12 protein-coding genes and 1 pseudogene are annotated in these 15,037 nt (G+C 71.8%); 4 read left to right on the top strand and 9 right to left on the bottom strand.

Going from position 1 to position 15,037, the window contains the following annotated elements; all coding sequences use genetic code 11:
- The first annotated feature begins 3 nt into the window (after positions 1-3).
- Entirely contained in the window at positions 4-423 is a 420-nt protein-coding gene (locus ACIRP7_RS03620; RefSeq protein WP_403654226.1) for a GNAT family N-acetyltransferase, read from the top strand.
- Positions 424-544: 121 nt separating this feature from the next.
- Entirely contained in the window at positions 545-1,939 is a 1,395-nt protein-coding gene (locus ACIRP7_RS03615) for a PAS domain-containing protein (RefSeq protein WP_403653385.1), read from the top strand.
- A gap of 20 nt (positions 1,940-1,959) precedes the next feature.
- Here the strand turns inward: ACIRP7_RS03615 and pdxH are convergent, their stop codons facing one another.
- Positions 1,960-2,589: a pyridoxamine 5'-phosphate oxidase gene (pdxH, locus tag ACIRP7_RS03610; RefSeq protein ID WP_393603471.1), complete on the bottom strand. Its 630-nt coding sequence runs from the start codon at positions 2,587-2,589 to the stop codon at positions 1,960-1,962.
- Between the two features lie 179 nt (positions 2,590-2,768).
- Between pdxH and ACIRP7_RS03605 the strand changes: the two genes are divergently transcribed.
- Positions 2,769-3,893, top strand: coding sequence for a citrate synthase 2 (locus ACIRP7_RS03605; RefSeq protein WP_403653382.1), 1,125 nt, complete (start codon positions 2,769-2,771; stop codon positions 3,891-3,893).
- An 18-nt stretch (positions 3,894-3,911) separates the two neighbouring features.
- Here the strand turns inward: ACIRP7_RS03605 and ACIRP7_RS03600 are convergent, their stop codons facing one another.
- The 8 genes and pseudogenes from ACIRP7_RS03600 to ACIRP7_RS03565 form a co-directional block, all read right to left on the bottom strand.
- Positions 3,912-4,526 carry a TetR/AcrR family transcriptional regulator gene (locus ACIRP7_RS03600; RefSeq protein WP_403653380.1) on the bottom strand — a complete coding sequence of 205 codons (615 nt, stop codon included), beginning with the start codon at positions 4,524-4,526 and terminating at the stop codon, positions 3,912-3,914.
- Entirely contained in the window at positions 4,514-5,248 is a 735-nt protein-coding gene (locus tag ACIRP7_RS03595) for an enoyl-CoA hydratase family protein (RefSeq protein WP_403653378.1), read from the bottom strand. The genes ACIRP7_RS03600 and ACIRP7_RS03595 overlap by 13 nt, the downstream gene beginning before the upstream one ends.
- The gene (locus ACIRP7_RS03590) at positions 5,245-6,813 is read right to left on the bottom strand and encodes a 4-coumarate--CoA ligase family protein (protein ID WP_403653375.1); all 1,569 of its coding nucleotides are present in this window, start codon (positions 6,811-6,813) and stop codon (positions 5,245-5,247) included. Before ACIRP7_RS03590 ends, ACIRP7_RS03595 begins: the two co-directional genes overlap by 4 nt.
- A 16-nt stretch (positions 6,814-6,829) precedes the next feature.
- The gene (locus ACIRP7_RS03585) at positions 6,830-7,960 is read right to left on the bottom strand and encodes an acyl-CoA dehydrogenase family protein (RefSeq protein WP_403653372.1); all 1,131 of its coding nucleotides are present in this window, start codon (positions 7,958-7,960) and stop codon (positions 6,830-6,832) included.
- Positions 7,961-8,028: 68 nt separating this feature from the next.
- Positions 8,029-9,870, bottom strand: a complete 1,842-nt coding sequence (locus tag ACIRP7_RS03580; RefSeq protein WP_403653369.1) for a biotin carboxylase N-terminal domain-containing protein — start codon at positions 9,868-9,870, stop codon at positions 8,029-8,031.
- Positions 9,871-9,881: 11 nt separating this feature from the next.
- Entirely contained in the window at positions 9,882-11,480 is a 1,599-nt protein-coding gene (locus tag ACIRP7_RS03575; protein WP_403653366.1) for an acyl-CoA carboxylase subunit beta, read from the bottom strand.
- Positions 11,477-13,159: an acyclic terpene utilization AtuA family protein gene (locus ACIRP7_RS03570; RefSeq protein WP_403653364.1), complete on the bottom strand. Its 1,683-nt coding sequence runs from the start codon at positions 13,157-13,159 to the stop codon at positions 11,477-11,479. Before ACIRP7_RS03570 ends, ACIRP7_RS03575 begins: the two co-directional genes overlap by 4 nt.
- 191 nt (positions 13,160-13,350) lie before the next feature.
- Positions 13,351-14,139: pseudogene (locus ACIRP7_RS03565) on the bottom strand (TIGR03084 family metal-binding protein); the annotation flags it as partial.
- Between the two features lie 137 nt (positions 14,140-14,276).
- Between ACIRP7_RS03565 and ACIRP7_RS03560 the strand changes: the two are divergent.
- Positions 14,277-15,017 (top strand): class I SAM-dependent methyltransferase, encoded by a 741-nt coding sequence (locus tag ACIRP7_RS03560; protein ID WP_403653361.1) that lies wholly within the window; start codon positions 14,277-14,279, stop codon positions 15,015-15,017.
- The last annotated feature ends 20 nt before the right edge of the window (positions 15,018-15,037 follow it).

Below are 15,037 nucleotides of genomic sequence, written 5' to 3'. Positions count from 1 at the left end.
GGCATGCTCGAGCAGTGGCGGTATGTGCACAACGTGATCGTTCCGCCGGCCGCCATGAGCGCCGAAGCAGCACGCGCGCGTGCCGGGCGGTACCGGCTGGAGAACGCCTGTCTCGGGGACACGCTCGTGGGGTGCTCGACCGTACGGCCGCCGGACGGGGACGACGCCGTGGCGACCGTCATCGCGCGCGTGCTGCCCGAGTACCGGGGACGGGGTTTCGGGACGGCTCTCTACGAGAAGGGTCTTGATCATGCGCGTGTGCTCGGCGCCCGGGTGATCGAGACATGTGTGCTGGCCGTCAATGGGGACGGGACGCGGTTCGCGCAAGCGCGCGGGTTCGTCGAGGTCGACCGGTATGTGCTGGACGGCGAGAGCGACGAGTGGATCGACCTGCGGCTGGAGCCGGACCGGAGAGCTGGTTGAGGGGATTCGGGGCGTTTCCGGCGTACAACGATTCTCTCAATCTTGCGGGAACCCGGTGTGTGCTGCGTCACGTTCGAGTTGAATGATTGTTGGTGAGTGAAGCAGCTGGCAGGGGGTCCAGGTGAGTGCTTCCCGGCGTAGTGGGACCACCGACGAGCTGGGACCGGACGGGCCCGAGGGCCCGGGTGGTTCCGATCTGCTCGCCGCGTTGCTGGACGGCATGGACGCGGCACTGTGTGCCTTCGACGCGGATGGTGTCGTCACGCATTGGAACCGTGAGGCCGAGCGGATCCTCGGCTGGACCGCGGCCGAGGCCGTGGGGCGGCACGGGTTCGCCGGGTGGGCGGTGCGGCGGGCGGACGCCGAGGAGGTCGAGGGGCGGCTGATGTCCGCCATGCAGTCGCCCGGCCGGCAGGTGCACGAGTTCGCGTTGCTGACCAAGGACGGCGGCCGGGTGCTCGTACGCACCCAGTCCGCGGCCGTGCGCGGTCCCGACGGGAAGCCGGCCGGGGTGTACTGCGCCTTCAGCGAGGTGCACACGCAGATCGATCTGGAGCGGTCGATCGCGCTGAGCGAGGCGCTCTTCGAGGACGCCTCGTGGGGTGTCGTGCTGGTCGACGCCGATCTGCGGCCCGCCGTGGTCAACGCGCACGCGGCCCGGTCGCTGGGCATCGGGCGTACGTCCGTGCTGGGGCGGCCCCTCGGGGAGCTGCTCGCGCAGGGCGTGGAGGAGCTGGAGGGCGCGCTGACCCATGTGCTGGCCGAGGGTGCGCCGCCGGCGCCGGCCGAGATCTGGGTGGCGGTGCGGACACCGGACGGCGAGAAGCGGCGCTGCTGGCGCTGCGGGTTCGTACGGCTCTCCTCGCCGCTCGCGGAGGAGCCGGTGCCGTTGGGTGTCGGCTGGCTGTTCCAGGACGTCACCGAGGCCAAGCAGAGCGAGCAGGAGGCCTCGCTGCTGCGGTTCCGGACGAACCAGCTGCACCGGGCTGCCCGGGCGGCCGCGGAGTGCGAGGACCCGGCCGAGGCCGCCGTCGTCCATCTGGACTTCGCGCTCGCCGGGTTCGCCGACCACGCGCTGATCGACCGGGTGGCCGGCGGTGCGGTGGCCGACGGGGAGGAGACCGGTCCGGTCCGTCTCGTACGGGTCGCCGCGACGCCGTCCGGGGCGCCGGGGCCGAGTCTGCAGGCGTCGGGAGCGGCCGGGTTGCCCGTGCGGTACGGCGAGGGGCATCCGGCGTTGCAGTGCGTGGAGCGGGTGGGGTCGGTGCGGGCGAGTGTGGGGGCGGTGTCGGGCGACCGGGCCCGCGAGTGGGCCGAGTCCCGCCAGTGGCCCTCGGACGTGGTGCACGCGTTGTGCGCGGTGCTGCGGAGCCGGGGGCGGACGCTCGGAGTCGTGACGTTCCTGCGGGGCTCCGGCAGGGGGCAGTTCGAGCGGGGTGACGCGGTGTACGCGGAGGACGTGGCGGTGCGGATCGCCGCGGCGCTGGATCTGGGTGGGGTGGTGGGGCGGGCGTAGGCCCGTGTCGAGCCGCTTCTTCAGGGGCTCAGCCGCTCCACCCGCCAGCTCCCGTCCGGCTCCGCCACGTACCGCAGGCGGTCGTGGAGGCGGTTCTCGCGGCCCTGCCAGAACTCGACCTGTTCCGGGGCCACCCGGAAGCCGCCCCAGTGCGGCGGGACCGGGACCTGTTCGCCCTCGGGGTAGCGGGCGGCCAGTTCGGCGTAGGCGGTGTCGACCTGTTCGCGGGTCTCGATCACCGAGGACTGCGCGCTGGCCCAGGCGCCGAGCTGGGAGCCGTGCGGGCGGGTGCGGAAGTAGGCGGCGGTCTCGTCGCGGCCGGTGCGGCGGGCGAGGCCGGTGACGATGACCTGGCGGGCCATGGGGTGCCAGGGGAAGAGCAGGGAGACGTACGGGTTCTGTGCGAGGTCCCTGGCCTTGCGGGAGCCGTAGTTGGTGTAGAAGACGAAGCCCTGTTCGTCGAACTGCTTGAGCAGGACCGTGCGGGAGCTGGGGCGGCCCTCGGCGTCCGCGGTGGAGACGATCATGGCGTTCGGCTCGAAGAGGTGCGCCTCGGTGGCCGCCTGCTTGAACCAGCGCGCGAACTGTTCGACGGGTGTGGGTGCCAGGTCGGTCTCGGCGAGGCCCTCCGCGCGGTACTGCTCGCGCATGGAGGCGGGGTCCGGGAAGACGGCGTGCGCTGCGTCGGTCACGCGGTCATCCTGCCGTACGGAGAGCTTCTGCACGGTCGATGGCGGTCGGTGGCACTGAGTGCCGCATCCCCTCCCCAAAGGTGGCACTCGGGGATATCGTGGCGTCATCCGTCGTACACATCATGAGGAGCCGCCTGATGTCCGACCTCGACCCCGGCTTTGACCCCGGTTTCGTACCCGGCCTCGAAGGAGTCGTCGCGTTCGAGACGGAGATCGCCGAACCGGACAAGGAGGGCGGCGCGCTGCGGTACCGGGGCGTCGACATCGAGGATCTGGTCGGCCATGTCTCGTTCGGCAATGTGTGGGGGCTGCTGGTCGACGGCGCCTTCAATCCCGGTCTGCCGCCCGCGGAGCCGTTCCCGATTCCGGTGCACTCCGGGGACATCCGCGTGGACGTCCAGTCGGCGCTCGCCATGCTCGCCCCGGTGTGGGGGCTCAAGCCGCTGCTGGACATCGATGCCGGGCAGGCGCGTGCCGACCTCGCCCGGGCCGCCGTGATGGCCCTGTCCTACGTCGCCCAGTCCGCGCGCGGGCAGGGGCTGCCGATGGTGCCGCAGCGGGAGATCGACAAGGCGCAGTCCGTCGTCGAGCGGTTCATGATCCGCTGGCGGGGGGAGCCGGACCCGAAGCATGTGGCCGCCGTGGACGCCTACTGGACGTCGGCCGCGGAGCACGGGATGAACGCGTCGACGTTCACCGCGCGCGTGATCGCCTCCACCGGCGCGGATGTCGCCGCGGCGCTCTCCGGGGCCGTGGGCGCGATGTCCGGGCCGCTGCACGGGGGTGCGCCCTCGCGGGTGCTGGGGATGATCGAGGAGATCGAGCGGACCGGGGACGCCGAGGCGTATGTCCGGCAGGCGCTGGACCGGGGTGAGCGGCTGATGGGGTTCGGGCACCGGGTGTACCGGGCCGAGGATCCCCGCGCGCGTGTGCTGCGTCGTACCGCGCGGGAGCTGGGGGCGCCCCGGTTCGAGATCGCGGAGGCGTTGGAGAAGGCGGCGCTGGCGGAGCTGCACGCGCGGCGGCCGGACCGGGTGCTCGCCACGAACGTGGAGTTCTGGGCGGCGATCGTCCTCGACTTCGCGGAGGTGCCGGCGCACATGTTCACGTCGATGTTCACGTGCGCGCGTACGGCGGGCTGGTCGGCGCACATTCTGGAACAGAAGCGGACGGGGCGGCTGGTGCGGCCGTCTGCCCGGTATGTGGGGCCCGCGACTCGGAATCCCCGGGACATCGAGGGGTTCGGAGACATCGCCGACTAGGCCGCGGCTGGACCACGACTAGGCGAGCGTCTCGTTCAGCAGGGCCGCCCACTGCGCCACCACACGGTCCCGCCGGCCGGTGTCGTCCGTGAGCAGGTTTGCCAGACCCAGGCCGCGGGCCATGTCCAGGAGGCCCTGGACCGTCTCGCGGACGCCGGGGCGTGACTCGTCCGCGCCCAGCAGGTCCACGGCGATGCGATGGGTCTCGCGGCCCACCCGGGCCTCCAACTCGGTGACCTTCGGGCGCAGTTGTTCCTCGTTGGAGGCGGCGACCCAGAGGTGGAGGGCGGCCCGGAAGAGGGGGCCGGTGTAGAGGTCGACGAGGGCAGCGATCACCGCGCGCCGGTCGTCCGCCGCGCCCCCGGGGAACAGTGCGCGGATGGCCGTCGAGCGTTCCTCCGCCACGTACTCGACGGCCGCGGTGAAGAGGTCCTCGCGGGTGGGGAAGTGGTGTTGGGCGGCGCCCCGGGAGACGCCGGCGCGTTCGGCGACGACGGTGACCGTGGAGCCGGCCCAGCCGTGTTCGGCGAGGCAGGCCACGGCGGCTTCGAGGAGGCGCTGCCGGGTGGCCCGGCTGCGGTCCTGCTTGGGTACGCGGTCGGCCCGGTGGCCGATCGTGGTCATACCACCCATGAGGGATCCCGTCGTTCCAGGAAGGCTGTCATGCCCTCGCGCGCGTGCGGTGCGGCGAACAGCCGGGCCGAGAGCGCGGTCAGGTCGGCCGCGTCCCGGTCGAAGGTCTCCAGCACCCTAGCGGTGAGCAGCCGTTTCGTCTCGGCCAGAGCCTCGGGGGCGGCCCGCCGCAGACCGTCCAGGATCGGTTCGAGTACGGCGTCCACGTCGTCGCCGGCCGCCGTCACCAGGCCGATGCGGGCCGCCTCGGCGGCGTCGAAGCGCTCGCCGGTGAGGTAGTGGCGGGCGAGGGCGCGGGGGTCGGTGCGGGGCAGCAGGGTCAGGGAGATGACCGCGGGGGCGACGCCGATCCGTACCTCGGTGAAGGCGAAGGTCGAGGCGGTGGACGCGGCCGCGATGTCGCAGGCGGCGAGGAGGCCGAGGCCGCCCGCGCGGACGTGCCCGGTGACGCGTGCGACGACCGGCTTGCCGAGCTCCACGATCTGCCGCAGGAGCCCGACCAGGGCCGCCGGGTCCGGGGGGTCTTTAAGGTCGGCGCCCGCGGAGAAGGTGTTGCCGGTGTGGGTGAGGACGACCGCGCGGACCTCGCCGTCCTTGGCGCAGTCCGCCAGCGAGGAGGCCAGCTCCCCCAGCAGTGCCGCGGACAGGGCGTTGCGGTTGTGCGGGGAGTCGAGGGTGAGGGTCTCGACGCCCCGCGTGTGTGTGCGGGCGATCAGTGTCATGTGCGCTCCCTGAGCTGCCGTCGGAGGATCTTGCCGGAGGCGGCCCGGGGCACCGCGTCGACGAAGGTGACGTGGCGGACGCGTTTGTAGGGGGCGACGCGTTCGGCGACGTACATCATGACCTCGCTCTCGGAGAGGTCGCTCGCGGTGGGCCGGCGGACGACGAAGGCCTGCGGGACCTCGTTGCCGTCGTCGTTGTAGACGCCGATGACGGCCGCGTCGGCGATGCCGGGGTGGGTGAGCAGGAGGGCTTCCAGTTCGGCGGGTGCCACCTGGAAGCCCTTGTACTTGATGAGTTCCTTGACCCGGTCGACGACGAACAGCCAGCCGTCGGCGTCGACATGGCCGACGTCCCCGGTGTGCAGCCAGCCGTCGGGGTCGATCATGGCGGCGGTGTCGTCGGGGCGGCCGAGGTAGCCCTTCATGATCTGCGGGCCGCGGATGAGGATCTCGCCGGGCTCGCCGACGCCGAGGTCCTTGCCGGAGTCGTCGAGGGAGACGATCCGCATCTCGGTGCCGGGGATGAGCTTGCCGACGGTCCCCGGGGGTGCCTCGCGCATGGCGGACAGGGGGACGACATGGGTGCCGGGCGAGAGTTCCGTCATGCCGTACGCCTGGCCGACGGGCGGGAGGCCGAGGCGGGCCGAACAGGCGGCGGCGAGCCGGGCGTCCAGCGGGGCGGCGGCGCTGACGATGTAGCGCAGGGACGACAGGTCGTAGTGCTCGACGAGGGTGTGCTTGGCGAGGGCGAGGACGATCGGCGGGGCCACGTACAGGCCGGTGATGCGGTGGTTCTGGATGGCCGCGAGGAAGGTCTCCAGGTCGAAGCGGGGCAGGACGACGACGCTCGCGCCGACGCGCAGGGGCGCGTTCATGAGGGCCGTGAGGCCGTAGATGTGGAAGAAGGGCAGGACCGCGAGGATGCGGTCCTCGGGGCCGGCCGCCATCAGCGGCTGGAGCTGGGCGAGGTTGGTGGCGATCTGCCGGTGCGTGAGCATCACGCCCTTGGGGGCGCCGGTGGTGCCCGAGGAGTACGGCAGTGCCGCGACGTCCGTCGCCGGGTCGATGGCGAGGTCCGGCTCGGGGGCCGTCGAGGCCAGCATGTCGATGAGGGAGCGGTGGCCGGGGGCGCTGTCGCAGACGAAGATCTCCCGTACGCCGCCCGCGAGTTCGGCGGCCCGGCGTGCCGTCTCCAGGAGCGGGGAGACGGTGACGATCCAGCGGGCCGCGGAGTCGCCGAGCTGCTTGGCGAACTCCTCCGGCGTGGAGAGCGGGTGCACGGTCGTGACGGAGGCACCCGCGCGCGTGGCGGCGTAGAACGCGGTCGGGAAGGCGATCGTGTTGGGGCTGTGCAGCGCGAGCACGTCCCCCTTGGCGACGCCCGCCTCGGCGAGCCCCGCGGCGACCCGGCGGTGGAACCGGTCGAGCTGCCCGTACGTGAGGGTCGTGCCGTCGGTTCCGTCGATCAGGGCGGGCGCGTCCCCGAACTCGGCGGCGCGAGCCAGGACGGCCTCATGGATGGGGAGTTCGAGGGGCTGGACGTCTGCGTACTCGCTGCGGAACACGGTTCCTCCAGGACGGTCAGTACGACTTGGGAAGGCCCAGGGTCTGGTGGGAGACGTAGTTGAGAATCATCTCCCTGCTGACCGGTGCGATACGAGCCACGCGCGCGGCCGTTATCAGCGAGGCGATCCCGAACTCCCGGGTGAGGCCGTTGCCGCCGAGGGTGTGGACCGCCTGGTCGACGGCCTTCACGCAGGCCTCCCCCGCCGCGTACTTCGCCATGTTGGCGGCCTCGCCCGCGGCCGCGTCGTCCCCCTCGTCGTAGAGGTACGCGGCCTTCTGCATCATCAGGCGGGCCAGTTCGAGGTCGATGTGTGCCTGGGCGAGGGGGTGGGCGATGGCCTGGTGGGCGCCGATGGGGGCGTTCCAGACCGTGCGGTCCTTGGCGTAGGTGATCGCCTGGGAGAGGGCGTAGCGGCCCATGCCGATCGCGAAGGCGGCCGTCATGATGCGCTCGGGGTTGAGGCCGGCGAAGAGCTGGAGGAGGCCCGCGTCCTCGTCTCCCACGAGGGCTTCGGCGGGCAGGCGTACGTCGTCGAGGGTCAGCTCGAACTGCTTTTCCGCCGCCTGGAGTTCCATGTCGATCTGGCGGCGGGTGAAGCCTTCGGCGTCCCGGGGGACGATGAAGAGGCAGGGCTTGAGGCGGCCGGTGCGGGAGTCCTCCGTGCGGCCGACTATGAGGGTGGCGTCGGCTATGTCCACTCCGGAGATGAAGACCTTGCGGCCGGTGAGCAGCCAGTCGGCTCCGTCGCGGTGGGCCGTGGTGGTGATGCGGTGGGAGTTGGAGCCGGCGTCCGGTTCCGTGATGCCGAAGGCCATGGTGCGGGTGCCGTCGGCGAGGGCGGGGAGCCACTCCTGCTTCTGGGCCTCGGTGCCGAAGCGGGCGATCACTGTGCCGCAGATCGCCGGGGAGACGACCATCATGAGGAGGGGGCAGCCTGCGGCTCCCAACTCTTCGAGGACGATGGAGAGTTCCGCTATTCCGCCGCCTCCGCCGCCGTATGCCTCCGGCAGGTTGACGCCGAGATAGCCGAGCTTGGCTGCTTCGGACCAGAGTTCTTCTCGGTTGAAGTCGCGGCCGTGGCGTTTGCCCAGGGCAGCTACCGCTTCGCGCAGGGACTTGTGCTCATCGGTTTCGATCGTGGGCATGTGGCTCCTTCGTCGTGGCTGGTCGCGCCCGCGCGGCGGTAGCCGCACATTGATGTAGCCCCGCGCCCCTAAGGCGCGTCCACCACCGCCAGTAGAGAGCCGACCGTTACCTGTTGGCCGGGTACTGCCTCGAAGGCACTCAGCGTTCCCGCGTGAGGCGCCGTGATCTTGTGTTCCATCTTCATCGCCTCCAGCCACAGGAGCGGCTCTCCCGCCTGTACGGCGGTCCCTACGGCGAGCCCGTCGGCCACGCGGACGACCGTTCCCGGCATCGGAGCAAGGAGGGAACCCGGTGCGTGCTGGGCCGTCGGGTCGGGGAAGCGAGGTAGGACCTTCAGGGACGTGCTGTTCACGTGCACCTGGTCGCCGTAGCTGGACACCTCGAACTTCCTCTGCACGCCCTCCACTTCGAGTACGACCCGGCTCACGTCCGCGTGGATCACCCGGATCCCGTCCGCCTCCAGGCCATCCCTGGTGTGGCGGTAGTGGACCTCGTGCTCCTCGCCCGCCATCTCGTAGCGCTTGGTCTGCGGGGCCGAGGGCAGGTTGCGGAAGCCGCCGAAACGGGAGCGGCCGACCGCGTCCGCGAGGGCCGCCGCCAGGGGGGCGTGAGGGTCTCCGGTTCCGCCGACGAGTTCCGTGAGGTGGCGGTCGTAGAAGCCGGTGTCCATGCGGGCCGTCGTGAACTCCTTGTGGCGCAGGGAGTTCACCAGCAGGTCCCTGTTGGTGGTCGGGCCGTGGATCGTCGCCCGCTCCAGGGCGCCCGCCAGTTTGCGGACCGCCTCCGCGCGCGTGGGGGCGTACGCGACGACCTTGGCGAGCATCGGGTCGTAGTGGACGCCGATGTCGTCGCCGTTCTCATAGCCCGAGTCCAGGCGGACGGACGGGGGGACCGAGAAGTGGTGCAGGGTGCCGGTCTGCGGGGTCCAGTCGCGCGCGGGATCCTCGGCGTACAGGCGCCCTTCGACGGCGTGGCCGCGCGCGCGTGGGGGCTCGTCGGGCAGTGGGACGCCTTCGGCGACGCGGATCTGTTCCGCCACCAGGTCGATGCCGAACACCGCCTCCGTCACCGGGTGTTCGACCTGGAGGCGGGTGTTCATCTCCAGGAAGTGGGCCTGGGTGCCGGAGACCAGGAACTCGACCGTGCCCGCGCCCACGTAGTGCACCGCGCGTGCGGCTCGTACGGCTGACTCGTGCAGTTCCTCCCTGAGCTCGTCCGGGAGTCCGGGGGCCGGGGACTCCTCGATCACCTTCTGGTGGCGGCGCTGGAGGGAGCAGTCGCGGGTGCCCAGGGCCCACACCGTGCCGTGGGTGTCGGCGAGGATCTGGACCTCGACGTGGCGGCCGTCCTCGACGTACGGCTCGACGAAGACCTCGCCGTCGCCGAAGGCGCTCGCGGCCTCGGCGCGGGCGCTCTGAAGGGCGGCGGCCAGGTCCTCGATGCGGCGGACGACGCGCATGCCGCGGCCTCCGCCGCCCGCGGCCGCCTTCACCAGCACCGGCAGGTCGGCCGGCGTCACGTCCGTGAGGGGCGCGAGGCCCATCAGTTCCTTGGCGCGTGTCTTGGACGCCATCGCCTCGATCGCGGACGGCGGTGGGCCGATCCAGACCAGGCCCGCGTCGAGGACGGCCCGCGCGAAGCCGGCGTTCTCGGAGAGGAAGCCGTAGCCGGGGTGCACGGCGTCGGCGCCGGAGGCGATCGCCGCCTTCACGACCAGGTCGGCGCGCAGGTAGGTGTCGGCGGGGGCCGCGCCCGGGAGTCGTACGGCCGCGTCCGCCACGCGCGTGTGGAGGGCGTTCGCGTCCGGGTCGGAGTGCACGGCGACCGTCCGGATGCCCAGCTCTCGACAGGTGCGGAAGATCCGGCAGGCGATCTCGCCCCGGTTGGCGACGAGCACAGAAGTGATCACTGAAGGGTCCCTCACATCCGGAAGACGCCGAAGCCGCCGCGGGCGCCCTCGTAGGGCGCGGTGTGGATCGCGGACAGGCACAGTCCCAGTACCGTCCGGGTGTCGCGGGGGTCGATGACGCCGTCGTCGTAGAGCCGCCCGGACAGGAACATGGGCAGCGACTCGGACTCGATCTGCTGCTCCACCATGGCGCGCAGGGCCGCGTCGCCCTCCTCGTCGTACGGCAGCCCCTTCGCCGCGGCCGACTGGCGGGCGACGATGGAGAGCACGCCGGCGAGCTGCTGGGGGCCCATGACGGCCGACTTGGCGCTGGGCCAGGCGAAGAGGAAGCGGGGGTCGTAGGCGCGGCCGCACATGCCGTAGTGACCCGCGCCGTACGAGGCGCCCATGAGGACGGAGAGGTGCGGGACCTTCGAGTTGCTGACCGCGTTGATCATCATCGCGCCGTGTTTGATGATGCCGCCCTGTTCGTACTCCTTGCCGACCATGTAGCCGGTGGTGTTGTGCAGGAACAGCAGCGGGATGTCGCGCTGGTTGGCCAGCTGGATGAACTGGGCCGCCTTCTGGGACTCCTCGGAGAACAGGACTCCCTGGGCGTTCGCCAGCACACCGACCGGATAGCCGTGCAGGGCCGCCCACCCCGTCACCAGGCTCGTCCCGTACAGCGGCTTGAACTCGTCGAAGTCGGAGGCGTCGACGATCCGGGCGATGACCTCGCGCGGGTCGAAGGGGGTGCGCAGGTCGCCGGGGACGATCCCCAGGAGTTCGCCGACGTCGTACTTGGGAGGTTCGGCGGGGCCCGGATCGCCGTACGCCTTACGGTGGTTGAGGCGGGCCACGACCCTGCGGGCCTGTCTGAGCGCGTCCCGCTCGTCCACGGCGAAGTAGTCCGCGAGGCCCGACACACGCGCGTGCATCTCGGCACCGCCGAGGGACTCGTCGTCGCTCTCCTCGCCGGTGGCCATCTTGACGAGGGGCGGGCCGCCGAGGAACACCTTGGCCCGCTCCTTGACCATGATCACGTGGTCGGACATGCCGGGGACGTAGGCGCCGCCGGCCGTGGAGTTGCCGAAGACGACGGCGAGGGTCGGTATCCCGGCCGCCGACAGTCTCGTCAAATCCCGGAAGATGGCCCCGCCCGGGATGAAGATCTCCTTCTGCGAGGGCAGATCGGCGCCGCCGGACTCCACCAGGCTGATGCAGGGCAGCCGGTTGGCGAGGGCGATGTCATTGGCCCGCAGGGCCTTCTTCAGCGACCACGGATTGCTCGCACCGCCGCGCACGGTCGGGTCGTTGGCGGTGATCAGGCACTCCACGCCCGCCACCACCCCGATCCCGGTGACGAGGGAGGCGCCGACCGTGTAGTCGCTGCCCCAGGCGGCCAGCGGGGACAGTTCCAGGAAGGGCGTGTCGGGGTCGAGGAGCAGCTCGATGCGCTCGCGGGCGAGCAGCTTGCCTCGCTTGCGGTGCCGCTCGACGTACTTCTCGCCACCGCCGGCGAGGGCCTTCGCGTGCTCGGCGGTCAACTCCTCCAACTTGGCGAGCATGGCTTCGCGGTGGGAGAGGTATTCGGGGCTCTTCGGGTCCAGGGTGGACGGCAGAACAGTCACAGCAACACCTCGGGGATGTCCAGGTGGCGGGAGCGCAGCCATTCGCCGAGGGCCTTGGCCTGCGGGTCGAAACGGTGCTGGGCGGCGACGCCGTCGCCGAGGATCCCCTCCACGACGAAGTTCAGGGCGCGGAGGTGGGGGAGGTCGTGGCGGGTGACGTTCAACTCCGCCGTCTCCGGGAGGAGTTGACGCAGGCGCTCGACGGTGAGGGTGTGCGCGAGCCATCGCCAGCCGTCGTCCGTCCGTGCCCACACCCCGACGTTGGCGTTCCCGCCCTTGTCACCGCTGCGGGCGCCGGCGACGAGCCCGAGGGGCGCTCTGGTGACCGGCCCCGAGGGCAGGGGCTCGGGCAGGGGCGGCCGCGGCACTTCTTCGAGTACGGCGGTCTCCTGGGCCGGCGCCACGGGGATCCGTCGCCCGTCGTGGACGACGGCCACATGGTCCACGGCCCCATGAGGGACGTACACATCCTCGAAGACCCCATAGGGCGAGCCCTTCCCGGGTGGTGCCAGCACATGGAACCCGGGGTAGCTCGCGAGCGCCAGCTCCACGGCGGCCCCGCTGAGCGCCCGTCCGACGGCGTCCTGGTCCGCGTCCCGGACGACCAGCCGCAAAAGGGCGCTGGCGGTTTCCTCCGTGCCGGCGTCGGGGCGGTCCGTGCGGACCAGGTCCCAGCGCACGTCGGTGACCTTGGCCAGGTGGGGCTCCAGCTGCTCCCGCACCAGGGCGGCCTTGGCCTCGATGTCGAGGCCGGTCAGGACGAAGGCGACTTCGTTGCGGAAGCCGCCGAGGCGGTTGAGGCCGACCTTGAGGGCGGGCGGTGGAGCCTCGCCGCGTACGCCGGAGATCCGGACGCGGTCGGGGCCGTCCTGGGTGAGCCGGACCGTGTCGAGGCGGGCGGTGACGTCGGGGCCGGCGTACCGGGCGCCCTGCGTCTCGTACAGCAGCTGGGCGGTCACCGTGCCGACGTCGACGAAGCCGCCGGTACCGGGATGCTTGGTGATGACGGCGGTGCCGTCCTCGTGGAGTTTTGCGAGGGGGAAGCCGGGCCTTCGCAGAACTCCGCGATCGTGCTCGCCGTCGGCGAAGAACGCGTAGTTCCCGCCGGTCGCCTGTGTCCCGCACTCCAGGACGTGCCCGGCGACGACGGCTCCCGCGAGGCGGTCGTAGTCCGTCGGCGACCAGCCGAAGTGGGCGGCGGCGGGCCCGGTGACCAGGGCCGCGTCCGTCACCCGGCCGGTGACGACCACGTCCGCGCCCTCCCTGAGACAGGCGGCGATGCCGAAGCCGCCGAGGTAGGCGTGGGCGGCGAGGGCGCCGGGGTGGTCACGGGTCAGGTCGTCGCCCTCGACGTGGGCGACGCGGACCGGGAGGCCGAGCCGGTCCGCCAACTCCCGTATGCGGGCGGCGAGTCCGGCGGGGTTGAGCCCGCCCGCGTTGGTGACGATCCGCACGCCCCGCTCGTGTGCGAGACCGAGGCACTCCTCGAGTTGGCGCAGGAAGGTGCGGGCGTATCCGGCCCCGGGGTCCTTCAGCCGGTCCCGACCCAGGATGAGCATGGTGAGTTCGGCGAGGTAGTCGCCGGTGAGGACGTCGAGTTCGCCGCCGGTGAGCATGTCGCGCATCGCGTCGAAACGGTCGCCGTAGAAGCCGGAGGCGTTGCCTATGCGCAGGGTCATCCGGCAACTCCCCTTGCCGGGCCGCCGGGAGGCATCCCCTTCGCCGTGTCGGCGGAAGCCGTTCCCTCTCCTGGGCCGACGGAGGTCGTCCCCTTTGCCGAGTCGCCGGGAGGCACCCCCTCCCCCGGGCCGCCGGGAGGCACCCCCTCCGCCGGACCGCCGGGCCGCATTCCCTCCCCCCCACCGCCGGAAGCCGTTCCCTTCGCCGGGCGTCCGGCGCCGGGCGGGCCCGCGAAGGCCTGGGCGATGTCGAGCCACCGGTCGGCGTCCTCGCCCTCGGCGCGCAGGGCGAGGTCGGTGCGGTGGGCCCGCTGGGTGACCAGGAGGCAGAAGTCGAGGGCGGGGCCGGTGACGCGGTCGGTGGCGTCCTCGGGGCCGTAGGTCCACAACTCGCCGGAGGGGGAGGTGAGTTCGATGCGGAACTGCTCGAAGGGCGGGGTCAGTCCGTGCACGCCGAAGGCGAAGTCGCGGGTGCGGACGCCGAGGCGGACGATGTGCCGGATCCGGTCGGTCGGCTCACGGGTCGCTCCCAGCGCGTCCGCCACGTCCAGGCCGTGGGCCCAGGTCTCCATGAGGCGGGCGGTGGCCATGGAGGCGGTGGACATGGGCGGGCCGTACCAGGGGAAACGGGAGCCCTCGGGGGCGTTCCGCAGGGCCTCGGCCAGGTCCTCGCGTCCCGCCCGCCAGTAGGCGAGCAGTCTCGCCGGGGGCTTTCGGGCACCCTCCGCCGCGCCCTCGTCCACGAAGTCCCCGGGCGCGGCCAGCGCCTTCTCGACCTCGCGGGAGAAGGCCCTCTGGTCGGTGACGGCGAGCAGGGAGGCGTGGTCGGTCCAGGCGAGGTGGGCGATCTGGTGGGCGACGGTCCAGCCGGGGGCGGGGGTCGGCAGCGACCACTGCTCCTGGCTCAACTCGGCTACCAGCAGGTCGAGTTCCTCGCCCTCCGCACACAGGTCGTCGATGACGGGCGTGGGGTCTGCCATGGGGAGAGAATGGCAGCGGGGCCAGAAACAAGCAAGCGTGCTTGCATTAATTTTGCGGGACCGACGTGCGCGCCGCTGATGGCCGAGGGCCCGATATTCGGAGGCGCCCGCCTCCGTCCTCGCAGTACGGTCCCCCGGTGATCGATGACGACGGCTACTTCGGAGAGTCCGTCGCGGCGACGTACGACGAGTCGTCGGCGGCGATGTTCGCGCCCGAGGCGGTCGAGCCGGCCGTGGACCTGCTGGCGGAGCTGGCCGGGGAAGGACGGGCCCTGGAGCTGGGCGTCGGAACCGGGCGGATCGCGTTGCCGCTGGCGCGGCGCGGGGTCGGCGTGCACGGCATCGAGCTGTCCCGGGCGATGGCGGACCGGCTGCGGGCCAAGCCCGGCGGCGAGGCGGTCGAAGTGACGATCGGGGACTTCGCGACGGCCCGGGTGCCGGGCGGCTTCTCGGTCGGCTACCTGGTCTTCAACACGATCATGAACCTGACGACCCAGGACGCCCAGGTGGACTGCTTCCGCAATGTCGCGGCCCATCTGGCACCCGGTGGGACCTTCGTCGTGGAGGTCATGGTTCCCCAGCTCCGGAAGCTTCCGCCGGGGCAGAACGCCGTGCCGTTCCACGTCGGCGAGAACCGCCTCGGCTTCGACACCTACGACGTGGCCACCCAGGCGATGGCCTCGAACCACGTCAGGGTCGAGGACGGCCGGGGTTCCTTCCGGACGATCCCTTTCCGGTACGTCTGGCCCGCGGAGCTGGATCTCATGGCGCGGCTGGCCGGGATGCGGCTGCGGAATCGGTGGGAGGACTGGAGCCGCGCGCCCTTCACGAACGAGAGCGAGACGCACGTCTCGGTGTGGGAGAAGCCCGCGGACTGACACCGTGTACGGCCCGCTCG

It is taken from the genome of Streptomyces sp. NPDC102270, from assembly GCF_044766405.1.
Classification (GTDB): domain Bacteria; phylum Actinomycetota; class Actinomycetes; order Streptomycetales; family Streptomycetaceae; genus Streptomyces.
This window is presented reverse-complemented; position numbering and strand designations above follow the sequence as displayed.